This window comes from Arthrobacter sp. AIWTK1 (assembly GCF_056680535.1).
The window spans coordinates 2,017,650-2,042,831 of the sequence record NZ_CM155287.1 but is presented as its reverse complement, the minus strand read 5'-3'; the positions used below and the strand labels follow the sequence as shown (position 1 = coordinate 2,042,831).

21 protein-coding genes and 1 pseudogene are annotated in these 25,182 nt (G+C 62.5%); 9 read left to right on the top strand and 13 right to left on the bottom strand.

Annotated features, from left to right (window positions below):
* Window positions 1-5: 5 nt before the first annotated feature.
* From dmpG to AC1MDG_RS09300, 6 genes are all read right to left on the bottom strand, one after another.
* Entirely contained in the window at window positions 6-1,055 is a 1,050-nt protein-coding gene (gene dmpG, locus AC1MDG_RS09325; RefSeq protein WP_479808659.1) for a 4-hydroxy-2-oxovalerate aldolase, read from the bottom strand.
* The gene (locus tag AC1MDG_RS09320; RefSeq protein ID WP_479808658.1) at window positions 1,052-1,996 is read right to left on the bottom strand and encodes an acetaldehyde dehydrogenase (acetylating); all 945 of its coding nucleotides are present in this window, start codon (window positions 1,994-1,996) and stop codon (window positions 1,052-1,054) included. The genes dmpG and AC1MDG_RS09320 overlap by 4 nt, the downstream gene beginning before the upstream one ends.
* Window positions 1,993-2,829, bottom strand: a complete 837-nt coding sequence (locus AC1MDG_RS09315; RefSeq protein WP_479808657.1) for a 2-keto-4-pentenoate hydratase — start codon at window positions 2,827-2,829, stop codon at window positions 1,993-1,995. The genes AC1MDG_RS09320 and AC1MDG_RS09315 overlap by 4 nt, the downstream gene beginning before the upstream one ends.
* A gap of 88 nt (window positions 2,830-2,917) precedes the next feature.
* A complete protein-coding gene (locus AC1MDG_RS09310) occupies window positions 2,918-3,862 on the bottom strand; it encodes a 3-carboxyethylcatechol 2,3-dioxygenase (protein WP_479808656.1) in 945 nt (314 codons plus the stop codon).
* A 9-nt stretch (window positions 3,863-3,871) separates the two neighbouring features.
* Window positions 3,872-4,786, bottom strand: a complete 915-nt coding sequence (locus AC1MDG_RS09305) for an alpha/beta fold hydrolase (protein WP_479808655.1) — start codon at window positions 4,784-4,786, stop codon at window positions 3,872-3,874.
* Window positions 4,764-6,572: an FAD-dependent oxidoreductase gene (locus tag AC1MDG_RS09300; RefSeq protein ID WP_479808654.1), complete on the bottom strand. Its 1,809-nt coding sequence runs from the start codon at window positions 6,570-6,572 to the stop codon at window positions 4,764-4,766. Before AC1MDG_RS09300 ends, AC1MDG_RS09305 begins: the two co-directional genes overlap by 23 nt.
* Before the next feature lie 327 nt (window positions 6,573-6,899).
* On the opposite strand from AC1MDG_RS09300, the gene AC1MDG_RS09295 reads away from it, so the two are divergent.
* The 5 genes from AC1MDG_RS09295 to AC1MDG_RS09275 all read left to right on the top strand — a co-directional run bounded on the left by AC1MDG_RS09295 (window position 6,900) and on the right by AC1MDG_RS09275 (window position 12,561).
* Window positions 6,900-8,012 (top strand): alcohol dehydrogenase catalytic domain-containing protein, encoded by a 1,113-nt coding sequence (locus tag AC1MDG_RS09295; RefSeq protein WP_479808653.1) that lies wholly within the window; start codon window positions 6,900-6,902, stop codon window positions 8,010-8,012.
* A gap of 61 nt (window positions 8,013-8,073) precedes the next feature.
* On the top strand, window positions 8,074-8,679 hold the full coding sequence (locus AC1MDG_RS09290; RefSeq protein ID WP_479808652.1) for a cysteine hydrolase family protein: 606 nt from the start codon (window positions 8,074-8,076) through the stop codon (window positions 8,677-8,679).
* A 129-nt stretch (window positions 8,680-8,808) separates the two neighbouring features.
* Window positions 8,809-9,519: a GntR family transcriptional regulator gene (locus AC1MDG_RS09285; RefSeq protein ID WP_479808651.1), complete on the top strand. Its 711-nt coding sequence runs from the start codon at window positions 8,809-8,811 to the stop codon at window positions 9,517-9,519.
* A gap of 1,479 nt (window positions 9,520-10,998) precedes the next feature.
* Complete coding sequence (locus AC1MDG_RS09280; protein ID WP_479809062.1) at window positions 10,999-11,730, top strand: hypothetical protein; 732 nt, start codon at window positions 10,999-11,001, stop codon at window positions 11,728-11,730.
* A gap of 660 nt (window positions 11,731-12,390) precedes the next feature.
* Complete coding sequence (locus AC1MDG_RS09275; RefSeq protein ID WP_479808650.1) at window positions 12,391-12,561, top strand: hypothetical protein; 171 nt, start codon at window positions 12,391-12,393, stop codon at window positions 12,559-12,561.
* Between the two features lie 309 nt (window positions 12,562-12,870).
* Here AC1MDG_RS09275 and AC1MDG_RS09270 read toward each other — a convergent pair whose 3' ends face one another.
* Window positions 12,871-13,041, bottom strand: coding sequence for a hypothetical protein (locus tag AC1MDG_RS09270; protein WP_200890990.1), 171 nt, complete (start codon window positions 13,039-13,041; stop codon window positions 12,871-12,873).
* A gap of 342 nt (window positions 13,042-13,383) precedes the next feature.
* Between AC1MDG_RS09270 and AC1MDG_RS09265 the strand changes: the two genes are divergently transcribed.
* Together AC1MDG_RS09265 and AC1MDG_RS09260 are read left to right on the top strand one after the other, a co-directional pair.
* Entirely contained in the window at window positions 13,384-13,731 is a 348-nt protein-coding gene (locus AC1MDG_RS09265; protein ID WP_479808649.1) for a cytoplasmic protein, read from the top strand.
* Window positions 13,732-13,808: 77 nt separating this feature from the next.
* Window positions 13,809-14,216, top strand: coding sequence for an antibiotic biosynthesis monooxygenase family protein (locus tag AC1MDG_RS09260; RefSeq protein WP_479808648.1), 408 nt, complete (start codon window positions 13,809-13,811; stop codon window positions 14,214-14,216).
* 1,187 nt (window positions 14,217-15,403) lie between these two features.
* On the opposite strand, the gene AC1MDG_RS09255 is transcribed toward AC1MDG_RS09260, so the two are convergent.
* From AC1MDG_RS09255 to AC1MDG_RS09230, 6 genes are all read right to left on the bottom strand, one after another.
* Window positions 15,404-16,309 (bottom strand): amidohydrolase family protein, encoded by a 906-nt coding sequence (locus tag AC1MDG_RS09255; protein WP_479808647.1) that lies wholly within the window; start codon window positions 16,307-16,309, stop codon window positions 15,404-15,406.
* A 158-nt stretch (window positions 16,310-16,467) separates the two neighbouring features.
* Entirely contained in the window at window positions 16,468-17,496 is a 1,029-nt protein-coding gene (locus AC1MDG_RS09250; protein WP_479808646.1) for an ABC transporter permease, read from the bottom strand.
* 53 nt (window positions 17,497-17,549) lie between these two features.
* The gene (locus tag AC1MDG_RS09245; protein ID WP_479808645.1) at window positions 17,550-19,055 is read right to left on the bottom strand and encodes a sugar ABC transporter ATP-binding protein; all 1,506 of its coding nucleotides are present in this window, start codon (window positions 19,053-19,055) and stop codon (window positions 17,550-17,552) included.
* Between the two features lie 16 nt (window positions 19,056-19,071).
* Window positions 19,072-20,139 (bottom strand): sugar ABC transporter substrate-binding protein, encoded by a 1,068-nt coding sequence (locus AC1MDG_RS09240; protein ID WP_479808644.1) that lies wholly within the window; start codon window positions 20,137-20,139, stop codon window positions 19,072-19,074.
* A gap of 142 nt (window positions 20,140-20,281) precedes the next feature.
* Window positions 20,282-21,250 (bottom strand): PfkB family carbohydrate kinase, encoded by a 969-nt coding sequence (locus tag AC1MDG_RS09235; RefSeq protein WP_479808643.1) that lies wholly within the window; start codon window positions 21,248-21,250, stop codon window positions 20,282-20,284.
* Window positions 21,251-22,213: a sugar phosphate isomerase/epimerase family protein gene (locus AC1MDG_RS09230; protein WP_479808642.1), complete on the bottom strand. Its 963-nt coding sequence runs from the start codon at window positions 22,211-22,213 to the stop codon at window positions 21,251-21,253.
* Between the two features lie 302 nt (window positions 22,214-22,515).
* Here AC1MDG_RS09230 and AC1MDG_RS09225 point away from each other — a divergent pair, with 302 nt between their 5' ends.
* On the top strand, window positions 22,516-23,505 hold the full coding sequence (locus tag AC1MDG_RS09225) for a sugar-binding transcriptional regulator (RefSeq protein ID WP_479808641.1): 990 nt from the start codon (window positions 22,516-22,518) through the stop codon (window positions 23,503-23,505).
* A gap of 425 nt (window positions 23,506-23,930) precedes the next feature.
* A pseudogene (locus AC1MDG_RS09220) lies at window positions 23,931-25,138 on the top strand (IS110 family RNA-guided transposase).
* The last annotated feature ends 44 nt before the right edge of the window (window positions 25,139-25,182 follow it).

The following is a 25,182-nucleotide window of genomic DNA, read 5'->3' as shown; positions in this document are numbered from 1 at the left end:
GGATGCTAGCGGACGGGAAGGGGTTGGGGATAGTTGGCAGCGGCATGCTGGAGGTCCAGGGCGACGTCGGTGATCATGTCTTCCTGTCCCCCGACGAGCTGGCGGCGGCCGACTTCGACGAGGATGTCGCGGGTGTCCAGGCCGTAGAGGGCCGAAGCGCGTTCGGCGTGGCGCAGGAAGCTGGAGTACACACCGGCGTAGCCAAGGGTGAGTGTTTCGCGGTCGACCTGGACGGGCCGATCGTGCAGCGGCCGGACGAGGTCCTCGGCAGCGTCCTGCAGGGCGAAAAGGTCGGCGTGGTGTTCCCAGCCGTGCAGGGTGGCGACGGCGACAAAGGGTTCCACGGGAGTGTTTCCTGCTCCTGCGCCGTGGCCGGCCAGGGAGGCGTCCACACGGTAGGCGCCCTCTTCGACGGCGACGACAGAGTTGGCGACGGCGAGGGAGAGGTTCTGGTGGGCGTGGATGCCGATTTCCGTTTCCGGCTTCAGGACGTCCCGATAGGCGCGGACGCGTTGGCGTACCCCGTCCATGGTCAGGCCGCCGCCGGAATCAGTGACGTAAACGCAGTGGGCGCCGTACGACTCCATGAGCTTGGCCTGGGCGGCGAGCGTTACGGGTTCGGACATGTGGGACATCATGAGGAATCCGGAGACATCCATCCCCAGTTCACGGGCGTAAGCGATGTGCTGGGCGGAAACGTCGGCCTCGGTGCAGTGGGTGGCGACGCGCACTGAGCGGACGCCGAGGTCGTAGGCCTGGCGGAGTTCCTTCAGGGTACCGATGCCGGGCAGCAGCAGAGTCGTGAGCCGGGCATTCTTGATCGCGGACGCAGCGGCTTCGATCCATTCCCAGTCGCTGTGGCTTCCGGGGCCGTAGGTGAGACTGCTGCCGGCGAGACCGTCACCGTGGGCGACTTCGATGGCGTCGACACCGGCGGCATCCAGGGCCGCGGCGATTCTGCCGACGTTCTCGGGGCTGAGGCGGTGGCGGACGGCGTGCATGCCGTCGCGCAGGGTGACGTCCTGGATGAAGACGCGGGTCGGTGTCGGGCTCATGATGCTACTTCCTCTTTGGTGGTGACCAGCCGTTCGGCGACGCGGAGCGCAGCGGAGGTCATGATGTCCAGGTTTCCGGCGTATTCAGGGAGGTAGTGGGCAGCTCCCTCAACTTCCAGGAAGACGGTGACCCGCGTGTAATCCCCCGTGCCCCGGCCGTCGGGGATGAGACAGCTGACTTCGGCGCCTTCGTTTTGGAACTGCACGGCCTGCTTGAGCCGGTAGCCGGGAACGTAGCCGGCGACTTCGGCGACCCTGTCGCGGACGGCGGCGGCGACTCGGTCCTGTTCGGCGTCGGTCAGCCTGTCCACCAGGCACAAGACAGTGTCGCGCATGATCATCGGCGGTTCTGCCGGGTTCAGCACGATGATGGCCTTGCCGCTGGCTGCTCCCCCGACGGTGACAATGGCATCGGAGGTGGTTTCGGTGAATTCGTCGATGTTGGCGCGCGTCCCGGGACCGGCGGACTTGGAGGAGATGGAGGCGACGATTTCGCCGTAATGGACCGGCGTTTCGCTGTTGATGGCGGCGATAACCGGGATAGTGGCTTGCCCGCCGCAGGTGACCATGTTGACGTTGCCAGAGTCCAGGTGCTGCTCGAGGTTTACGGAAGGAACGACGTACGGACCGATGGCTGCCGGGGTGAGGTCGACGAGTTTCTTCCCGTAGGGTGCCAGGGCTGCCGCGTTGTGGCGGTGGGCTCCGGCGGACGTGGCGTCGAAGATGACCTCGATGTCGTCGAATTCGGGCATGCCGATGAGGCCTTCGACTCCTTGGGCCGTGGTGGCGATACCGAGCCGGGCGGCGCGGGCGAGACCGTCGGAGGAGGGGTCGATGCCGACCATGACACCCATGTCCAGCTTGTCGGTCAGCCGCATGATCTTGAACATGAGGTCCGTGCCGATGTTTCCTGAGCCGATGATGGCTGCTTTTGCGCTCATGAGAGTTCCTTAGTGACTGTTGCGGTGACGGTGCCCAGCCCGCCGATGCGGGCTTCGACGACGTCACCGGCGTTGAGGGGGGCCATGGGACCAAGGGCGCCGGAGAGAACGATCTCCCCTGCCCGGAGGGGCCGGCCCAAGGCAGCTGCCGTTTCGGCCACCCAGAGCAGTGCGTTGACGGGGTCCCCGAGGCAGTCTGCCCCTGTTCCCGTCGACATCTGTTCTCCGTTGACGGTCATGATCATTTCCGCGCCTGCAGGAACGTATCCGTCGAGCGTTGCCTTGGCCTTGCCAAGGACGAAGTAAGCGCTGGAGGCGTTGTCGGCGACCGTATCGACGATGCCGATGTCCCATCCGGCGATGCGGCTGTCGACGATCTCCAGGGCCGGTGCGACGTAGTCGACGGCCGCGAGGACCGATTCCCGGTCGGTGGATTCGACGTCGCGTCCCATGATGAACGCTATTTCCGCTTCGATGCGCGGCGCGATGAGCCTGTCGTGCGGGATCTGTTCGTCCTCGCCCCGCTGCATGTCGGAGAGCAGGACTCCGAAGTCGGGCTGGTCGACGCCGAGCTGACGCTGAACGGCCGGGGCGGTCAGCCCGACTTTGCGTCCAACACGGCGGTTTCTGATGCTGGCCCGGTTCTGGATGAGCAGTTCCTGGACCTCATAGGCCGAGTCCAGGTCACCGTCGAGGAGATCACGCACGGGTCCGCAGGGGCGGGCTGTCTTCAAGGCACCGAGGAGGGTGTTGGCCACGCTCCTCAGATCGGCCGGCGACGTACCTGCCGTGACCGCTCCGCCGTCGTTGGCGATTATGGGTTGCTGTGTCATGGGGTTGCTCTCTGTCGTGCAGCTTGGGCTGCGGCGAGAAGGTGCGTATCTAAAAGCTCTAGCATGCTAGACGTCTAGAGCCTGATGGTTAGTTGTCGAGGGTGGCGGTGGTGACGCCGAAGCCTGCGATGTATTCGCGGATCGGGCGGTAGTAGCTGTACTGGACCGTGTAGGGGCCGATGGCGCCCAGTGCCGCGTAGGCGGCGATCCAGCTCCGGACCTCGTGGGAGGAGTTCCCGGCGATGTCGGTCATTTCCTGCGGGGTCCAGTCGTCGATGGGTGACAGGTCGCCGGAAGCGAGGATCTTCATCAGCTGCTGGTCCCATTCCGGGGCGAGGTCCTGGATGTCCGCTTCGCCGCGGGCGAAGGCGTCGGCGGCGTCGAAGACCCGCTGTTGCCGGGCAGCACGTGCCTCTGGCGTTTGCTGGCCGTCGGCGCCGATCAGCATCCGGCGCTGCGCCTCGGTCGCGGTGGCCAGCCGGGGTACCGGCGGGTCGTGAGAGAGTCCTCCGGAGGCAATGAGCAGGACCTTCCGGTCCAGTGTCTTCAGATATTCGCCGATGGCTTCACCGAGTTGGCGGACGCGTTTGAGCGGGGTGAAGGGTGGGGCGACGGAGTTGATGAAGACCGGCACAAAGGGCTTGGCGGTGATGTCGCCGTACATGAGCTCCATGGGCTGGACGGCGCCGTGGTCGACCTCCATCTTCAGGGAGATGGCGATGTCGATGCCGCGCTCGATCACGAATTCCGCGAGTCCTTCGGCGATGTCTTTGGGGACATTCAGGGCTCCGGACTGGCTGCCGTAGTCGCCGATGCTGACGGCGTCGTAGCCGATGCAGAACGGCGGCATGAGCTGGTAGAAGAAGCCGTTGTAGTGGTCCGGGCCCAGGTTGATGACCAGGTCCGGATCGTAGTCGTGGACGAAACTGCGGGCTGCGTCGAAGGCAGCCTCTACTTCGGCCTTGATTTCGGGTCCCGGGTCTCCGTGTTCGAGCAGCGGGCTGTGGGACATGGCGAGCAGTGCAACGGTCATGGCGTTCTCCTAGCCGTTCGCGTGAGCGGGGGTCAGTTCCGTGCCGGCACCTTCGTCGAGGCCCAGAAGGAAGTGCAGGTGGATCTTGTTGAAGATCTCGGTCTGTTCGTATTGGGGCCAGTGGCCGGCGTTTTCGATGACGGCCAGGCGGCCGTTGGGGATGAGGCCGGCGATGCGGCGGCCTTCGTCCACCGGTCCGGACGGGTCCTTGGTGGTCCAGACGACGAGGGCGGGTGCCTGGATGGAGCGCAGGTCATCGTCGGTGAGCATGTTCCGGCAGCGGGTTTCCGGGTCCTGCAGTGCCATGTTGGCTTCGCACGCGCGCAGCCAGTCGGGTTGCTGGAAGATGGCCTGGCGGGTGCGGATCAGGTCATCGGTCACCATGGCGGGGTCGGCCATGAGCCATTCGAGCCTTGTCTTGACGCGCTCCCAGGACGGGTCTTTCGCTGCTTCCATGGACAGTGTGTAGAGCCGTTCCATCACCACGGGGTTGGCCATGGTGCCGCCCATAGTGTTCAGGACGATCCGCTCGACCCGTTCGGGGTGGTCGATGGCGAAGCGGGCCGAAACCCAGCCGCCGAGGGATTCGCCCGTGAAGTAGGCCTTTTCGACCCCGATGGCGTCCAGGAAGTGGTTGACCTGGTCGATGTAGTGCTTGATTTCCAGCGGGTGCTCGGGCTTGCTGCTGTAGCCGTGGCCGATGAAGTCGATGGCGTAGACGTTGAAGTGCTCGGCGTGGGCTTTGAGATTGCGGACGTAGGCCTCGGCGTGGCCGGTGATGCCGTGGAGCATCAGCAGCGTGGGCTTGGAGCTGTCACCGGCGTGCAGGTAGCGGGTGCGGTAGGGGCCGGCCTGGACGTAGCCCTGGCTGAATTCGAGCTGTGCGAGGTCGGACCAGACGCTAGTGTACGGGCGTGAATTCACGGGTTTCTCCTACGTGTTCGGGGGTGGGCTGTTCGGTGTAGCCGAGTATGGCGTCCAAGGCGGAGCGGAGTTCGGCGCGGGCTGTCTCGACGTCCCACACCGGGGCGCTTTGGCGCCAGGCAATGTAGCCGTCGGGGCGGACGAGCAAGGCGCCCGCTTCGTGGATTTCGCGGACCTTATGCCAGGCGCCGTAGGGGTCTTCGGCGCCCTTCTCGCCGACGACGACGGTGCGCAGGAAGGGTTCGCTCAGTTCGGCAGCGGCCGTTTCCCAGGCCCGGCCGGCGAGCCCGGTGACGAGGCTGAACTTGCCATGGCCGGTGACGTCCAGGGTGGAGGTGCGGTTGCCGGTGCGGTCCACGAGCCAGGCGTGCGGGATTTTCGCTCCCGGCCGTGTGGTCGGCTGGACGTGGAGCTGCGGATCCCTCGCCCACTGCTCCTCCCCCGCTTCCGGGTCCGGGATGACGGCGGCGGATTCGTAGCGCTGGTTGAGCTCAACCCCGTGGGCGTTGAATTCGTAGTTCTTCAGTTCCAGTGCTTCCTGGAGCTTCTGGCGCAGTTCCACGCCTTCCGGCGTCGGCGCGTGCAGCCGTGCCAATCCCGCTTCGATGCTGTGTTCCTGTCCCGGGACGCGGAAGGTTTCGTTCAGGGGACCGTAGTCTTTCCGGGACTGGTTGGCGCGGGCGACGATCTGCCGGCCCACGGGGGCGCGTTCGAGTGAGTAGGAGTCCAGCAGGCTTTCCCCGGCGTAGCCCTTGATGACGTAGGCAAGTTTCCAGGCCAGGTTGAAGGCGTCCTGCATGCAGGTATTGGAACCCAGTCCGCTGCTCGGCGGATGGCGGTGCACGGCGTCTCCTCCGCAGAAGACCCGCCCGACGGAGAAGTGGTTGGCGTGCTGCTGGTTCACGTACCAGGTGGACTTGGTCTGCACATCGACAACCAGGTCCGGGTCCCCGACGAGGGTGCGGATTTTGGCCAGCACGGTGTCCTCGGAGAGGTCCGGTTCGCCGTCGGCCATGTTGAAGCCCCAACCGGCGATCCATTCGTCCCACGGGCGGACGGCCCGGAGCAGGCCCATGCCGATTTCTCCGAAGCCGGCGACCGGGTTCATGATCCAGTGCAGGATGCTAGGGCGGTGGGCGACATACTTGCTCAGGTCCGACTTGAAAAGGACGTACGCAGTGCCGGCGCGGGCCATCTGGCCTTCGAACGTCAGACCGATGTCTTCCGCGATCTGGGAGCGGGCCCCGTCGGCACCGATCAGGTAGCGGGCCCGCAGCCTGTAGTCGTCCCCCGTCACGTGGTTCCGGAACGTGACAGTTACGCCGTCGCTGTCCTGGAGGTGGGAAAGGTATTCGGTGTTGAACGTGACCTGCGCGCCGCGCTCCCCTGCGTTTTTCAGCAGGATCGGTTCCATCAGCGGCTGAGGAACGTCGAGCATGGTGCACGGGCTGGCCTTCAGGTAGTCCCCGTACCGTTCATCCCCTGTCCCCCAGGTGCGGAGCCTGGCAATTTCCTGGCCCGCGAGACTGGTAGTGAACAACGTATCGCCCATATCACCCCACGGGACGGCATACTTGGCGGCCTCCTCCTCCACGCCCAGGTCCCGCAGCACTTCAACGGCGCGCTGGTTCGTGATGTGGGCGCGGGGAGTGTTGGCGAGCCAGTTCCAGCGCGAAAGCATGTGGACGCGCACACCCTGGGTGGCCAGCGCGAGAGCCGCCGTGGCTCCGGTCGGGCCCGTGCCGACAATGAGCACATCCGTGTCGAATTCCAACTGAGTTTCCATCACACCTTCTAAGTTCAGGTTCCGGGACGGCATCATCCGTCCGTGCACCGGCGGAGGTCATTCTCGGCCGGGCTGATTGTGTGGCCTCCACGCTTCCGCGGTGAAACGTGAGGCCGATCACTAAAAGTAGCATACTAGCATGCAAGTCTGTTTGTAAAGAACGATATCTATCTAACTGTTGGATTTGCATGCTTGCACGCTTGCCGTCTTGCATGTAGCGTGGCTCACGTGCCAGTGATTCAGGTCACGTGATTGAGCGCAGCCGACGACGGCGGCCAATCGCGTCCTGACCGCACACTCCGATTCCCGAATGCAAGGAGCACAACGATGAGCTTGATGCAGGCCGCACGGCTTCATGAAGTAGGCAAGCCTTTCCAGATCGACCGGATTGAGGTACCCGAGCCAGGGCCCCGTGACGTGATCGTGGAGGTGAAGGCGTGCAACGTCGTGCCGAACCTGCGGAACGTGATCACGTCCTACCCCGAGTGGTTTCCCTACCTCCCGTTGCCTGCCCTCCCGGCGATCTACGGTCTGGACGCGGCCGGCATCGTCAGCAAGGTCGGGTCCCAGGTCCGCAACGTCAAGCCCGGGGACAGGGTTTACGTCAACCCGGGACGCGACTCCGGTGACTCACATGCTTCCCTCCGCGGGGAACGGATCAACGACCCCGCCTACACCTTCCAGGGCTACTTCGGGTTCGGGGCCGGCTCGCAGGAAATCTTCGAAGACTACCCCCAAGGCGGCTTCTGCGAATACATGAAAGCCCCCGCCGACGGTCTCGTCGTCCTGCCCGAATCCATCTCATTCGAGGCGGCCTGCCGCTTCGGCTACATGGGAACCTCATACTCGGCCCTCCGCAAAGCCGGAGCGGGCGCAGGGACCTCCGTCCTCATCAACGGCGGCACCGGAACCCTGGGCCTTGGCGCCGTTTTGAATGCCCTGGCCATGGGCGCAACCAAGGTCTTCGCGATGGCCCGGGACCGTGAACTCCTCGAACGGGTCCGACTCCTCGATCCTAAACGCGTCCACATCCTCTCCCACGGCGATCAGCCGGTGGGTGAATGGGTCAGGGAAAACACCGGCGGCCTCGGCGCTGACATCTTCATCGACGCCGTAGGCCCAGGCGCCCCCCACGAAATCACCATCGCAGGCATCGAGGCGCTGCGCCGCGGCGGCCGGATGGTCGACATCGGAGGCATGTCAGAACCACTCCCCCTGGAGATGTTCAAACTCATGTGCTTCCAGATCAGCGTCATCGGCTCCCTCTGGTTCAGCGTCGCCGAAGGCCAGGACATGGCCGAAATGGCACACGCCGGAACCTTGGACCTCTCGGTCTTCGAACACGAGGTCTACCCCCTCTCCGAAGTCAACGAAGCCCTCGACGCAGTCGACAAACGACGCGGCGGATTCACCAACGTAGTCGTCGTCCCCGGCTCCTAACAGCACGCGCCGGCCGCGGACACTCAAGGCCAGCCCAACACCCCAGAAATGGAACCCAGCAATGGAACTCAACCCGCAACGCACAGCGGTCATCGCCATCCACTGCCAAGGAGACATCGTCTCCGGCAAGGGAGCCTTCGCCCCGTTCTTCCACGACCAGGTCGTTAGCAGAAACGTCATCAGCAAGATCGGCGGCCTTCTCGACCGTGCCAGGGAATCAGGAATGACCGTGATCTACACCAGGGTCGCCTTCAAGCCTGATTTCAGCGACCTGAACGCCAACTCCCCGCTGCTGAAGGTTGTTGAGCAGGCCGGTTGCCTGAAGGATGGCACGGAACTGGCTGGTATCGTCCCGGAGCTGGCCCCGGCCCCCAGCGATGCCGTCATCACGCACCAACGTGTCGGGGGATTCGTTCCGGAGCTCACCGCAGTGCTGGAGGACCGCGGCATCGACACTTTGGTGTTCGCAGGCGTCGCGACCAACGCGTCCGTGGAGAGCACCGCACGCGTCGCCACCGACGCCGGCTACCGCGTCATTATCGCCGAGGACGCCTGCTCCGCCGCGACACCCGAAGCGCACCAGGCCAGCATCGAATCCCTCGGCTTGCTCGCAGACATAGCCTCAACCGCAGACATACTCGGGGCAGCAGCTCCACAAACCGTCTAATAGCCCCGTTCCCGGCAGTGGCGTCGTCGCCGGATGCCGTTGCCGGGAAACGGCAAGTCATCGAACAAGAGCTGCACATGCTAGCGTGCCAGTCACAGAGAAAGGATCACCATGCGCGATACTGGACGTATGGCACCGGAAACTTCAGCTCTGAATCAACGTTCGACCGGCACCGGCGGCCGGCTCCTGGGACGCATCTACGAAGCCATCCAGAACCGGCTACTCGAAGGAGACTACCCCGCCGGGTCGAAACTCTCCGTCGAAGCCATCCGCGCGGAATTCGGCGTGAGCAAACAGCCTGTCATGGAGGCCCTCCGTCTCCTCTCCGCCGACGGGCTCGTCGAGATTTTCCCCCAAATTGGCTGTGTCGTGACCGAGTACTCCCTCGAAGAGGTCGAGGACTTCTTCCGGATGTTCGCCGGGTTCGAATCCGTCATTGCGGCAGCAGCCGCCCAGCGGCGCACGGACGAACACTTGGACGAGCTGTACCTCGCGGCCCGAAGAATGGACCGCCTGAACAACGAACCCGACCCTAAGGTCCGGGCACGTCAATACCGGATCCAAAACCGCAATTTCCACGAGATCATCCACCGCATGGCTCATTCGCGGGTTATGAGCAACATGAGCCGCCGCATGTGGGACCTCAGCGATTTCCTCATCAACACCACAGGAGCGCCCCAACCATTCGGCTCGGCCATTGTCGAGCGCAACGAAGATCATGGGCGCATCATCAAGGCACTCGAGGCCGGCGACGCCGCAACCGCCAAGGCAGAGATGGAACGACACATCTTGTCGACTGCAACCATCATCCAGCAGGCCAGGACGGCAGACGTTTCCTAGTCTCCCAGGACAAGGTCGTCAATCTGTCCCCTAGTGTGCATCACTTGCGTGCAATAGCCACGGCGTCTAACGACAAGGCTTCAAGAAATCACGAACCCGGCTGCTCCGATTAGTGGTTCTGCCTCGGTGGATCCCTCCTGCAACCTCAGCTTGCGGGACAAAACTCCGTGTGCCCAAGGCCGCCCCGTGATGCACCGGACATTTCCGGTCATCCTCGCCCGCCAGCAAGCCCGTGGCCGGTGAGAGCAGGCTCCGGTAGGCGCCCAGATAGCCGCGCGTCCAGACACGGACAGGCCATGACGAATCAACCAAACCAGGCTGCCCGGAAGAAGAGTCCGGATCCCACACACCTGGGCTGTGTCGACGGATCGTCCGTCCGCCACAGGTAACCCCAAAGGCGTTCCCGTTGGCAGGAATGCCTACGAAATCGACTGTCCAGGCGGCGAAGTCATGTCGCCTGAAACAGAGAACTTCATGAACGGGTGATCCGGAACCTTGAGGAAGGGACCAAAATGCAGGTCGAAAAGCCGCCCGTGCATAAAGGTGTGCACAATGTGCACACCCCCTTTAGCCGGACAGATTAGCCAGGTTAACAACCAAGTCCCGGAGTGGATGTCGAAAGGCTCATTGACCGCTGTGTTGGCCGTTTTAGGTCGGAGTTTAATCGAAAAGAAAGTCGGCTATTAGTCAGGCTGCATTGAATTCCGACGGGCTGGACCCCAGTCTTTCCACGCCCGTCCTAACCGTCTGACATCCAATGCCAGGGTGCTCCGTGGCTGCACTTTCCAAAGGCGGCCCGGCAGAGGATCTGTCTACAACCTTCGCTGCGGGGATCCAGTTGCCGTCAAGAAGCCTTGCGCGTCCAGTTCGGCCACTGCGACAGCGTACGCTATCCATGACGTTGGAAGCATTGTCAGTCCGCCTGCCGCAGCCAAAATCTTCACAGCGTCCGTGACGTCGATGCCGCGATGCCCGATTGGTCTGAAGCCGTTCTTGACGAAAGGCGCGCGGAATTGAACCCGAGTCAGTCTGGCCGTGTACCCGGCGCCTGGTCGACCAGTCTGACCGAGTAGAAGAGCCGGTCGTCCTTGCCGGCGTGTTCATGCCTGAAGTACGACGTTCGTCGAGAAGGTTTTTGTTCGTGATGGCCCTAATGTAAAACTCGTGTCCATCAAGTTCACTTACCCTAGGCGGAAATTGCCCTTGTACCCGATGTTCTTTCAGCAGGGACGGCACCAATTCACTCGGGAAGTGCACCTTTGCAGGGCAGTTCACCAACAGTCCCGAGAGCGCCTTTGCAGGCACATGGGGGCTGAGGCTTTGGCGAACCAGCGGGGATGACCACAGTCGCCCGGCGGCGGGACTCACCATCCGTTCCCGTTATCCAAGATGGGGGAGCATTGGCTTTCTGGCGTCTCTTGCGGTCAGTGTTGGCCCGGCGTAACGTCCGCAGCATAAGGGTTGCCTTTGGAGGCCTCCATGCGTGTGCTGCTACGCCATTTCATCACCATGACATCAGTCTTGTCCGTCTGCCTCGGCCTTTCGGCGTGCACCGCCACCGAGGCGCCATCCCCCGCGCCGACTACGGAGGCTCGCACGGTCCCACCGCTGCCCACGATCCCACCGCTGCCGGACAGCGGCGACATCGACCCCGGCACATACCTCGTCACCAGCTTCAAAGAGAATTTCGAGATCACCGTCCCAGACGGCTGGTCGGCCGACGGCGATGGCCTGGGAAAGGACGACCCGGATCACCCGGACGATATGGCGGTTTTCGTGGGTTGGTGGCCCTCCAACCATGTGCCGACGGACGCATGCGCGTGGCAGGGCGCGCTCGTCGAGGTCAATCCATCGGCTCAGGCCTTCGTCGACGCGATGACGGCCCAGACGTCAACGTCCAGCACCCCTCCCGTCGAGGTCATGGTGGGCGATTACCCCGGCGTCGAGTTCGACCACTCCGTCGAGGGCGACGTGGACATCAAAGCCTGCGACAACGGTCAGTTTTGCGTTCACTCCGAATACTCGAACCTATGCACCCGCTGGTACTCGAGCGCCGCTGAGCGCGAAACCTACCGGGTGGTCAACCTGAACGGCCAGCGCGCTATGTTCTGGGTGGTCCAATTCCACGAATCGATCAATCCGGAGCTGACAAGAGAGGCACGCGCCGTCTTCGACTCGATCGTGTTCAAGGTCCGACAAGTGACCAGCTGATGCGATAGGCGATCCCGACCCCGGGCGCCGACTCCTTCTCTGCCACACCGGGTTATCTCATCGACAGCCGATGGTGGAAACTGTCGTCTTCAGAAGTCGTCTGCACTCGCTCCCGCGGAATTCCGGGGTAGTGCAGACGAGTACGGCCATGGAGATGTCACAAGTCCCCTGCACGGAATTGCATTCCGCTGATTTCCCAGGTGATGGAGAAGGTGTAATCGGCTGCGCCGTCAAGACCCAGGGTGGCGAGTGCCGTTGATGTGGGGGCAGACCCCCCATTAATTATGTGAACGCCATTAGCATCCATGCTGTGCCCCGAGGCGAGAGTAAACCTCGTTCTGGGCTCCCTACGATTCGCATCTGAACGGATAACAGCCCTCCCGGTTCCCGTGGATTCCGGAATACGGGGGTTTCCTGTCCGGACTACGCCCCGATATTCAGAACGAGGAGGGACGTTTGTGACACTGTCAATCGTTTCGCGGGGGCGGGGCAGACGCATCCAATGGGAGCGGCAGAGATGGTATTTTGGCGCCGAAGGGATGGCGGTACTTCACCAGTAGCGTCAATTTCGTCATGCAGGTGCTGAGCGGAGGGCGGCCGGTTCCTAAAATGGCTCCACGGGGGTATTTCTGGAATCCAAGATGATTGGAGGATCCAGCGATGATGGCTTTGGCTGTGGTCTCCACGGCGCAGCTTGCCCTCGGCCTGATCGGGCTCCGGCAGGCGCTCCGGGAGGGGACCACCGACGATGTCTGGAAGCTCAAGGGGACCCCGGGCGCATCAAACGAGACCAGTGGGTGCTGGGAACGGGATTGTCTGCCTCTGGCGTGATGCTGATCCTTCAGGGCGTAGCAACGGCTGGTCTGCTGAGCCGCAGGAGGCGGCGGGCGGCAGCGAAGACCCTCGGCGTCCTCGGCGCCGTAATGTGCGGTGGCTACCCGGTTGAGAAGTCCATCCGCCAGGCGTGGCAGGGGAATTCGCCCGACAGATCGATCATGCCGCTGACGGCCGCTGCGACAGATCGATCATGCCGCTGACGGCCGCTGCGACCGGGCGTGCTGCGGTGATGGCCGAGCTGGGCCGTTGTGGAGTGGGACTGGGCTAAACGCTCCTCAGCTGATGTTGTCCATTGGTAGGTTGCTAACCCATTCCTGCCGGCCCGGCCCACGCTCCTGGTGCGCCCGTTCCGCCGCCGCCGCGGTCATCATCCTTCCCGCAGCGCAGACAGCGCTTGTAGAGGCTGCCGTCTTCGGTGTGCTCGACGTGCCATTCGTGGCGAATGTTCAGCTTGCACAGCAGGGCCTGGATCATGGCAATCTCCGATCTTTATTTCCAATAATGGCCCCGACGCGACCGCCGGAGAAGAGGGAAACTGCCGGGTCGGCAGGTACTACGCGTCGCGCAAAATGTCCCAGGCCAGCGCCCACCATTAAAGGAAAGTTTGTGATGGCCAAAGTCCTAGGTCCTCCACCATCGACGGGTCAACGGACAAGTGAGTCGTTGATGATGGCTCGACTTCTGACATTCCGTGCAGAGGAATTCGACTGCACTGGTGCCCGCGGAATTCCGGGGTAGTGCAGATGAGTGTGGACATTGAAATGTCAGCGGGGAAATCCTCTGGTCCTGCAGCCTGTGTAGGCGTATATTCCGACCATGGCGGAGGATCCTGTTGAGACGAACCCGATGAATTACCGGGTGGCTTTTGAAAATGAACGCGTCCGCGTGCTTGAGTACACCGACTCACCCGGGCATAAGACCACAGAGCATAGTCACCCCGACAGCGTGATGGTTACAGTCAGTGCCTTCCGTCGCCGTATTTATTCCGAGGGAAAGTCCATGGATGTGGAGCTACCCGCCGCTGTCGCCCGGTGGTTGCCTGCCCAGCGCCATTCCGGAGAAAACATCGGGGAAACAGACACGCATACCTTCTTTGTGGAGCTCAAGGAATCCCCGCTGCCTACGAACGATGAGGCGGAGCATCTAGGACCACGGGATTCGTAGGAGTTCCCTGCGAGCCCAATTGGTTCCCTGGTTTTGTTCACTCCCGCTATCCCTTTGACGAGTAGAAGGAACAGTTGATGACTGTGCCACCACCGACGAGCGATGACCTGCCCCTGGATTCCGATATGCCGACTCCGGGGCACAGTGTTGTCGCAGGGATCTTCTATACCTCCGGCCGGTGGTCGGTTAAGCCGGGTCATGAGGAGGCATTCGCACGGGCGTTTGCGGAATCGGGGGTAAAGGATGTGGATCCTCCAATTCGTGGCCTTCTTCAGCGTCCACGGCTACTTCGCGATCTCAATCAGCCGCGGAGCTATCTCAGCTACGCCGTGTGGGAGAGCCGGGAAGCGATCGAGGAGTTCAGGTCACGGCCAGATTTCCAGGCAATGATCGCACGGATGAAAGAACATCTGGATGACATGCAAATCTCCACACTGGAATTGGTTCGGGGTCAGGAACTAACGACCATAGGGCTGGATTCCTAACAACTACGGCGGGTGTAACCCGCTCCTGACTGAGTCCGACGAACATCGGAAGACCTGCCAGTGGATAGCCCGCGGCCGGCCACGCTCACGGCAGATCGGGACTGCCCCGGCTTTGACAGGCTCCTGTCCGACTGGGACGGCAGTCGGAAGCGTGCAAACGAGTCCGAACATTCCGTGCAGATGAATTCGAAAATGACATCGTCCCCACGGCGGTCTTCCGCAGAAAGACGCCCCTTTGCAGCCGCTCGCCCGGAACTACACGATTCTCAAATCAACCTGTTCTCGAAACCTTTCGTTTTCAAGAACTCCAGTCGAGACCCTCTGGACTGCAAGCTCAGCGACCTAATGATCGGCTCCGGAATGGTGGCCGGCCGGAACATGGACAAGGCCCGGGCCTTCCGGCCCTGGGGCCTCGAAGCGTCATAGGCCCGCAGTTACAGCGATACGGACGACGACGGCGGAACGTCCCGGAACCAGTTCCCCACCACCGCGTCCCATCCATCCGGATCGGAATTCCACTCCTGCGTGTCCTCCGCGGAAGGGAAAGTGAGCAGCGTTGCCAGCTCGGGGCACCAAAGTCAGGCGGATCAACCAAACCAGGGCTGCCCGGAAGAGGAGTCCGGATCCCACACACCTGCATTCTGTGCGCCGGCCACAGACGCCCCCGGAGACGTTCCCGCTGAACCCGGTCTTCACGGCGGTTCAAACTTTCTTCAGCTCGTCCATGGCCTGATCGGCCTACGTTCCTAGACCGTCGCGCAGTCAACGAATCTCTCACCGGGCGTTCGACGGTCGGGCGACCGGGCCTCGCAGGGGCGAAATATCGACGTTGGCCACCGGAACGCGAGCTCCATTTGTGGCCCCCTAATTCCTTGAATTATCCGACCCTCCCAAACACGGCTGACACCCACGGACGTGAGCTCGGCTCCCAGGGATTGATGGATCAGCCGATTACCCAAGCGGGTGGTAGCCGGCCTGCGCTACCACCCGATTGAGTCCGAGCCAGCCGTCCGCCGGCGCCCCGGTGGGATGGGTGCGTTTGCTGTGCACCCATCGGTGTTACCAATGCTGGCGGACAGGTGAGTTGCGCTGATGCCCGCGGCCATCTGGCGCCCCGTACCGGTGCTCGAGCCCATACCGGCCGGGTTCCCGATCGGACCAAAGGCGCCGTGGCCCAGCGGGTTTGCTTATGCGGCATTCGGTCCGATGCGGTACGTCCGCCGGGCGGTTTCGGAGAACAAGTTTTGGCGTTCGTCCATGGACATCCGGCGGGTTATTTCGTCAAAGGCCGCGTATAGGGCGGCGAAGCTGGAGTAGAGGCTATCCACCGGGAAGTTGCTTCCGAACATGGTCCGGTCCGATCCGAAGGCGTCGATGGTTTCCAGGACGATCCGGCGGATTGATGCCGTGGTCCAGGAATGATCGTTCGTTCCGAGGGCCGATATCTTCGTGACCACGTTTGGCTGCGCAGCCATCGCGGCCATGCCTTCCCGCCAGCGGTGCAGGGACGCCGCGTCCCGTTCGATCGGCATCCCTGCATGGTCCAGGACGATGAGTGTTTCCGGGTGGGCTGCTGCCAGTTGTGCGGCCTGTTCCAGCTGATCGGGGAAGACCTGCAGGTCAAAGGACAGGCCCAGTGGCGCAAGGTGGGAAAATCCCTTTAGCCATGCCGGGTCGGTTAGCAGGTCGGGCCGGGCGGTGTGCGTGTATCGCGGGTCGGGGTGCCAGTTGAGGATGTCCCGCACCCCCCGCACTGTCGGGAGAGCGGCCAACTGTTCGAGGTGGGCCTGCACGGCTGGATCTGCCAGGGATGCTTTAGCTACCTGAACTGAGGGCAGGCCGTGGGTGTCGTGTACTTGTTCTATCCAGCCGGCTTCCCAGAGCGGGTCAGCTGCGCCGTTTTCGATGTGGACGCAGCCGACCAGTTTGAACCCTCGGGCGTCGGCGAGGTAGTCGTCCGGAAGATAACTTCTTCGAAGCGGACGGTCGTCACCGTGGTAGCGGAAAGGCTGTGCGGGTCTTTCCAGCCACGGGTATGACTGCGAGAAATCGCATAGATGGAAATGCGCGTCGATGATGTCAAGGTCAAGCATTGCCGCCGCCGCACCGCCGCGCGCCCTGCTGTCCCCGGAACAGCGGAAACAACAGGGCATCGGTAGCCGGGACCCATTCACTCATGGCCGCCACCGGTTCCGTCGAGGGACCGACGGCCAGCGGCGGACAGAGCCTCCCTTCAAGAGACCGGACGCCATCAGGCTGTTGCCTCTTTCTTCTCGGACTTCTCGGCGGACCGTTTCTTCAGCAGTGGCCAGCCTTTGCTGCCCTGGTCCAGGGCCACGGCGATGACGACGACGAGCCCGGTGACGATCTGTTCGTAGAAGCTGGGGACGTTGAGCAGCACCAGTCCGTTGGTCAGGGCGCCCAGGATCAAGGCTCCGACGAGGGTCCCGGCGATGCGCCCTTCACCGCCCATCAGGTTGGCTCCGCCGATCACGGCCGAGGCAATGGCGGTCAGCAGGTAGGGGCTCCCGGCGTCGGTCTGTGCCGCGTTAATTCGTGCGACGATGACCAGTCCGCCGACTCCGGCCAGCACGCCGGAGAGGGCGTAGACGGCGATCTTGACCCTGTCGACACGGACGCCGGAGAGCCAGGCAGTTTCTTCGCTGCCGCCGGTGGCGATGACGTTCTGACCGAATACCGTGCGGCGAAGCAGCAGCCAGCAGAGCACTGCCAGGACGGCGACGAGGATGACTGCCACGGGAACTCCCCCGACATAGCTATTGAGCATGAAGACGAAGTCCTTGGGCACGTTGTAGACGGGGCGGCCGTTAGTGACGACGTACGCGCAGCCCTGGTAGATGCTCATCGTCCCCAGCGTGGCGATGAAAGGCGGCAGCTTGAGTTTGGTGATGAGAACACCGTTGATGGCACCGCAAACCAGGCCGAGGGCGATGCCGGCGAGCAGGGCGAGGAATGGTGAGGTTCCGGCATTAACCATGAGCGTGGCCGAGACGATCCCGACAAAGCTCGCGATGGAGCCTACGGCGAGATCGATCCCGCCCGTGATGATCACGAAGGTGATGCCGAGACCGATAATGGCGTTGACACTGGCGGAGACGGCGATGTCCCTGAGGTTGCCGGCCGTGAGGAAGTTTCCGTTCAGCATTCCGAAGATCAGGAAGATGACAACAGCGGCGATGTAGATGCCGAGTGCCTGGAGGTTCAGGGGCGGTAGAGTGCGGCGGTTCGCCTTGGCGGGGGCGTCATGTTGTTGTTTCACGCCGGTCCCCCGGTGATGTTGGCTTGAAGCTTGTTTGGGCAGGGTGGGCTGGCTCATGTCGTCGTCCTTTCGGCTATGCCCATGGCATTGGCCACGAGGCTGTGTTCGTTGATGTCGTCGCCGGTGTGTTCGGAGACGAATTGACCCTGCCGCATTACTTTGACCCGGTCGCTGAGGGAGATGATTTCGGGAAGGTCGGAGGAGACCACGATCACGGCGCTGCCGGCATGGGCCAGAGCGTCGATGAGCTCGTAGATCTCGACCTTTCCTCCGACATCAACACCTTTGGTGGGTTCGTCAAAGAGGAAGACCTTGGTGTTGCGCCAGGTCCACTTGGCGATGACGATCTTTTGCTGGTTCCCGCCGGAGAACTGGCGGGCGTTCAGACGCACATTGGCGGGGCGAAGCGACATTCGTGCCGCAGCCTCTTCCGCGGCCGCTATCTGTTTGCGCCTGCTGATCAACGGCCCGAAGCCGTTGAACTGCCTGTCCGCAGTGAGTGCGACGTTCGCATAGGCCGGAACCTGCAGGACCAGCCCCTGGTGCTTGCGTTCCTCCGGGATGAACGCAATGCCGGCATTGCGGCTGTCCCGGGGCGAACGGATTTTTCTTTTCTTCCCGTCGATGCTCACCGTTCCGGTGCTGCCCTTGTCGGCCCTGATGATGGCACGCAGGAATTCGGTGCGTCCCGAGCCGACCAAGCCGGCGATACCCACGACTTCCCCCGCCCGGACATCCAGGGACAAGGGTTTGCCGCTCGTGGGGTGACTGACGTCAGCGGCGGAGAAGATGACCGGAGCTCCGGACGGCATGGGGTGCTGCCGCTTGAACGCGAGCAGTTCCCGGCCGACCATGTTCCGCACAATGTCCTGTTCGGACGTCTGGCTGATGGCGGTCGTGTAGTTGACGGTGCCGTCGCGCAGGACCACCACTTTGTCAGAGACGCTCATGACTTCGGGCATCTTGTGCGAAACGTAGATGATCCCCACTCCGCGGGTGTGGGCGATCTCCCTGACCCTGGTGAGAACTCCCTCAACGTTGTGTTCAAGCATGCTGGTGGTGGGTTCGTCCAAGGCGACGATCTTCGCACCGAAAGCCATGGCCCGGGCGATGGTCAGAGCGTGGCGCTGCGCCGGGCTCAATCCCTGCACGGCCGTCTTGGCATTTAGCGGAAACCCCATCTGGGCGACATCCGCCAAGGCCTGATCAATGTCGGCCCCGGCTTCCCGCCGCTGCCGTGAGGTCCGACCCAGAAGCAGGTTTTGCTCCACGGTCAGCTGCGGCACTATGGCAGGTTCCTGGTGGGCGATCTTCACACCCTCAGACAGTGCCTGCCGTGGTGAGAAATGTGCCCTTCTGATTCCGTCGATGATCACCGAACCGTGGTCGGGGACGAGTGAGCCTCCGAGAATGGCGAGCAAAGTGCTTTTACCGGCCCCGTTTTCCCCGGCCAAGGTGCAGATCTCGCCGCGTTCCAAGGTGAAGCTAACGTCGTTCAGGGCGCGGACACCGGGGAACGACTTGGCAATATTCTGCAATTCAAGCAGTGGTGCAACCATGATCCGTACCGTCCCCCTACGGCATGCCGGTCGGGTACTGCCCGACATTGGCCGAATCGATAATGAACGCAGGAACGTCGACCCAACCCGGAACTTTCTTCCCGGCCAGCAGCCATAGAGCCGCGTCCACACCGCTGGCGCCTTCAGTAGTAGGCTGCTCGCTCACGGTGGCGGTCATGGTCCCCGCCTGGATTTCCTTCTTGGCTTGGGGAATACCGTCCGTGCCGATCAGCAAGACCTTGCCCGTGAGGTTCTTCGCGGCGATGGCAGCCGAAACACCAAGGGCCATGCCGTCGTTCTGGGAGTAGAACGCCTTAATGTCAGGGTTTGCCGTCAGCATGGCCGAGGCGATCTCCTGTGCTTTCGTCTGATCCCATTTCGCGGTCTGGGACGCAACAAGCTGAAGGTTGGAATGCTTTGCAACACCGGCTTTGAATCCCTCCCCGCGGTTAAGTGCGTTCGAGGATCCAGGATCTCCTTCAATCATGGCAACTTTGCCGCCCTCCGGCAGCTTTGTGGCGATGTAGTCCGCTGCCGTCTGGCCGATGGTCTTGGCATCCGGGCCCACGTAGACCGTGCCGGGGACAGTACCCTTCGCGTCGTTGAGGATGACGACAGGAGTGTTCTTTGCCAAGGCATCGGTGAAGACGGTGTCCAAGCCCGTTGCCGAGATGGGCGAAGCGAGTAGCGCGCTGCAGCCTTGGTTCGCGGCGCTCTTGGCCTTGTCCAACTGCTCCGTGATCGAGGATTCATCCGTCACGTCGAACGTCTGGTATTTCACGCCGAGTTTCTTCGCTTCGGCTTCAAATCCGTCCCTCTCAAAACCCCAGAATTCATTGGACAGCGTCCGCGTGATGTAGCAGAGCTTGGTGTCCGCCGACCCTGTAGGTGCCCCCAGACTGCCGGTGAGGTCCTTAATGGGTGTCTTCGCTGCCTCGTCGACGAGGCTTACCAGACCCGCGGCCTGGCCTGACTGCCCTGACTGTCCGGACGAACCCTCCGGGGTGGCACTGCACGCTGCCAGGAGAGCTACGGCTGCAGTGGCGGCGGCGATCTGGGTGGCTGCCTTGGGAAGTTTACTCATGATCGGTATTCCTTTCGTCTTTGGAAGGCCCGCGCGTGCGGGATTCATGCTCGTGTTTTTGGGCGACGGTCCCTAGCGGGAACGCCGCCACGTTTCGCCGTGCGGCTAATGTGCGTTTCGGCTCTTGGTGTCCGTCGTGGACTCAGGCCCGGATGTTCTCAGACGCTTGTGAAGCGGTGACGGGGCCTTTGGCCAGGCGCACTCCCACGACGGTTTCGATGTGCCGGATGTCATCGGAGGTGAGGAAGGATTCGGAACGGCTGCAGACGAGCCGTCCTGCCTCGTTAGCTGCCCGGAGGCTGACAGCGAACGGGTGGTCATTGGCCATCGCCAGCACCATGGTGGCCAGGAAGCTGTCCCCTGCCCCGATGGAGTTCACGACGTGGATCGGATCGACTCTTTCCTCGACCAGATCGCTCCCGTCCAAGGCCACCACGCCGTCGCCGCCGAGTGTCAGTACGGGCGTCTTGGCACCGGCTTCGTGCAGGGCCTTAAGCAGCAGCCGCGTGTCAGTGTCCGGCGGGACGTCCAGTACGTGACATGCCTCGCTGCGGTTCATGACCACGACGTCGGCGAGCGGGAGGAGTGTCCTCGCCTCTGCATGCACCGGCGAGAGGTTCAGCACCACGGTTGAACCAAGTTCGCGGAATCGCGCCGCAGCGCGCCGGACGGCGGGAAGCGGGACCTCGAGATTGAGAACCACAAATGCCGGCGGTTCGTGGCTCTCGAGGTAGGCATCGACATCGGCGGGCGAGAAGTTCCCGTTGGCTCCCGGGACAACGACGGTGTCGTACTCTCCCTCCGAGTTGACTCTCACGTGCCCCACGCCTGTGTGCGTCCGATCATCGCAGATGATGCCTTCTGTGGTGATGCCCCGCGCCCGCAGGGTCCCGGCGATGAAATTGCCGAGATCATCCGTTCCGATGCGTCCCACAAGCGTCACCGTCGGGTCAAGCGAGGCGATGCTCATGGCGGCGTTGAGGCTCTTGCCGCCGGCTGCCATTTCGAAGTTGGACCCGGTTGCGTAGCTCGCGGCGCTGCCTTCGGCGCCCACATAGGCGATGAGATCGGCGTTCAGCGACCCGACCACACAGATACTGGCTGAGCTCACCTAGACACCCACGACTTTCGACCACAGGACAGATGATGAGTGCAGCGCGTCGCCGTTCGGCAGGTCCGGATTGTCCCGAACCAGGTCGTGGGCCTTGCCGATGATGGTTTCCATCCTTTCGATGTTCATTTCGCATTCCGAGACGGGGTTTTCCCGTACAGGGTCAGTGTCGAAATAGTACGTTCCCTCATACCCCTCGCGGAGCAGGTAGTACACGAGTTCCAGTGTTTCGGCGAAGTGGATCGACGCTACCACGAGGCCGTCGTCAGCCACACCGTGCGAATCGTTGAGCTGCAGCCCGAACAGTTTCTGCTCCCGCAGGCACATCGCGGCTGACTGGGCCGGGTTTTCGCGTGCCATCAGCAGGTGTCCGAAGTCCAGGGTCACCCCGAGGTTCGGGCGGTCACAGTCTTTGATGAGATTCATGACGGCACCGGTGGTGTTGAGGATCGTGCGTCCACGTGGCTCGGCAGGTTTGTACTCGATGGAAATGCGGATGTCCTGGTCGACGTCGGCGACGGCCTGCAGGCTTTCGACCATCCAGTTCCAGGACTTCATGTAGTCCATTTGCAGCGGGTACTCGTACCCGTCATGGGCGGGCCACAGAAGAACGTGGTCGGAGCCGAATTCCCGGCACAGGCTGATGGCTTCCTTCACCATCCCCACAGCCGCTTCCCGAAGCGCCGGATCAGGGTTGGTGAACCCTCCGTTGGCGAACTGGGGCGCCGGCCAGCGAAGCTGGATGCCGCGGACATCAAGGCCGGCGCTGTCCAAGGCGGTCTTGATGTCCTCCACAGAGTCCCGGCCGAAGTGCTCCGGATAGTTCAGCTCAAGCGACGTCAGCCCTCTCACGCTGCCTGCCAGGGCGATCAGGTCGATTACGGAATCTTCGCCGCTGGGGTATTTCTTGCCCTTACCCAAGCCAAAGGAATTGAGTCGGGTGGAGAATTTGATATCGGTCATTTGTGTTCGCTTTCGATCGAAAGGCCGCTTGGCCCGCATGGACGGCGATCGAAATTCCTGACGGAACTTCGGCTCCGAAGTTGGGCTGGTGTTGGAAGTCTATGAGCCAACCTGCCCAGCAGTGGCGGGAAGTTCGGGAATCCTTCAGCACTGAATATTGATTCAGGAGCATGCTCATTGGTCATCGAACCAAGCCCGGCACAACGACGGCTCCACGGTGCCGGACCGGTGACGGGGAGAGTCGAATGAGGCTATATTCGTATCTGAATGAATATTCACAACCGCTTCGAAGGTGACGAAATATGACGCAGGTCACGCCCCAGTCATCCCTTCTTTCCGCCAGCACAGAGCAGCTTCGGCTGTTCACCAAGATCGCTGTCCTTTACCACGAGGAAGGCATGTCACAGGGCGAGATCTCCCAGCGTTTGAACCTTTCGCAGGCAAGGGTCTCGCGCTATCTCAAGACTGCGGTTGAGCTGGGAATAGTCCGGACATCGATAGTTCAACCCGCCGGCATCTACGTCGGCCTGGAGAAGGCGCTCGAGGAGAAGTACAAACTCCGAGAAGTCGTGGTGGTTGATGTTATGGATGGCGCGTCGCTGGGAATGCGGCTGGGTTCATCTGCGGCGACTTACCTGGAAACCACCATCGACGCAGCTGACTACGTGGGAATCTCCTCATGGAGCACGACGCTCCTGCATACCGTGGAAGCGATGCGCTCACGGCCCAGAAAAATTGCCAATGAAGTGATCCAGCTCATTGGCGGCGTAGGCAGTCCGCAGGCACAGATTCAAGCCACCCGCCTCGTCTCCCACCTCGCAGAACTAACATCAGCCAAGCCCTACTACCTGGGATGCCCAGGACTCGTGGCAAACCCACAAATCCGCGATGCCTTCCTCGGCGACCCGGCCGTCAAAACATCCATCGAAGCCTGGGACCGCCTGACCACGCTGCTCGTCGGCGTGGGGACGTTCCCGGCATCCCCGTTATGGCAGGCAAGCGGGAACGCCCTGAGCAGAACGGAAGAAAAGGAACTTTCCCGGGCTGGCGCCGTCGGCGAAATATGTTTACGGTTCTTCGACATCGACGGCCAGCCAATGAAGCCCGCCATCGAAGAGCGAATGATCTCCATCGAGGCCGAGGCAATGATGCGCGTACCCCGCCGCATCGGCGTCGCCGGGGGCATGCGCAAAATGGACGCCATCCGCGGTGCCATCACAGGAGGATGGATCAATGTCCTGATAACGGACGCCGACGTGGCAAGACAACTCCTGGAACCGCCAAAACTCTAAACCCAGCAGCAACAAGGCATCAGGCTCCTGGGTCGGGCTGAATCAGAACGTTTACTGGCGTGCTCCCGTGGTCCCGCAGTCGATACTCCCTCATTGACTGCCGGGCACTGCCACCACAGGCGCAAGGATCTCCCTCGGAAGGGCCCGCCTCCATAACACAGCGGGATGCAGCAGCCCCGTTACCTTTTTCGTAGCCCCAGTCCTGTTGCAGGATAAGGGTGTGTTGGCAGGCCGGTCCCGGCATGGTTTCTGCCCCCAGTCGTTCATGATCCGGGGGGGTGTTGTCACCGGGACCGGCTTGGCGGCAGCTGATCGCTGATAGAGGCACGACGCGGGTCCTTCGTAACGTGGATGCCGACACCTGCCGCCGTTGACTAGCCAGCACAGACGGTGACGCGCGAACAAGGGGGTCGAGTGTGGCGGTGATTCTGGATCAGCAGGACATTGATGTATTCATAGGTCTCGACGTCGGGAAATCCGGCCACCACGCCGTGGCCCTGAACCGTGCGGGAAAGCGGCTCTTCGACAAGGCACTGCCCAACGACGAAGCCCGGCTGCGGGAGATCCTCGACGGCTTGTCCGGACACGGGAAGATCCTGCTCGTAGTGGCCCAGCCGGCCACTATCGGAGCACTGCCCGTTGCGGTCGCCCAGGCTGCCGGCGCAGCGGTAGGCTACCTGCCTGGCCTGGCCATGCGGCGGATCGCGGACCTGCACCCGGGCCTGGCCAAAACCGACGCAAGGGACGCGGCGATCATCGCCGAGGCCGCACGCACCATGCCCCACACACTGCGTTCGATCGCCGTGGACGACGAGACGCTGGCCGAACTCGGGGTCCTCTGCGGCTTCGACGACGACCTCGCAGCCCAAATCACCGCCACGTCCAACCGGATCCGCGGGCTGCTCACCCAACTTCACCCAGCCCTCGAGCGTGCCCTGGGCCCGCACCTCGACCACCCAGCCGTAGCCGACCTGCTGACACGCTATCCGACACCAAGCGCCCTGAAGACCGCCGGCCGAGGACACGTCAAAGCCCGGCTGAAGAAACACGCACCCCGCGCCGCAGAACGACTAACCGACACGTTCTTCAGTGCACTCTGGGAACAGACCGTCGTGGTTGTGGGCACCAATGCCGCCGGGATCGTTCTCCCGAAGCTGGCAGAACAGCTGTTGGCCTTGCGCTGCCAGCGTGACGACATCGCCGCCCAGGTTGAAGCCCTCGTGGAGGCCCACCCTCTTCACAAGTTCCTGACCTCGATGCGCGGCATCGGCGTCAGGACCTGCGCCCGCATCCTCACCGAAGTGACCGGCAAACACTTCGCCAGCGCCGCACACCTGCCTCCTACGCCGGCATCGCACCCGTCACCAGGCGCTCCGGGACATCAATCAGAGGCGAACACACCAGCCAGCGCGGGAACAAGAAACTCAAACGCACACTGTTCCCCTCCGCCCTCGCAGCCCTGCGCCACCCGCCGTCGCGGGCCTAATACGATCGGAAACGAGCCGAAGGCAAACGTCACAACCAAGCCCTCATCGCCCTCGCCCGACGCCGCTCAGACATACTCTTCGCGATGCTCCGAGACGGAACCCTCTACCAGGAACCCGAGCCACGGAACCTACCCTCAGCCGCTTGACGAAAACCATAGGGGCACCCCCCGCTGAGGCCAGGTTCCAGTGC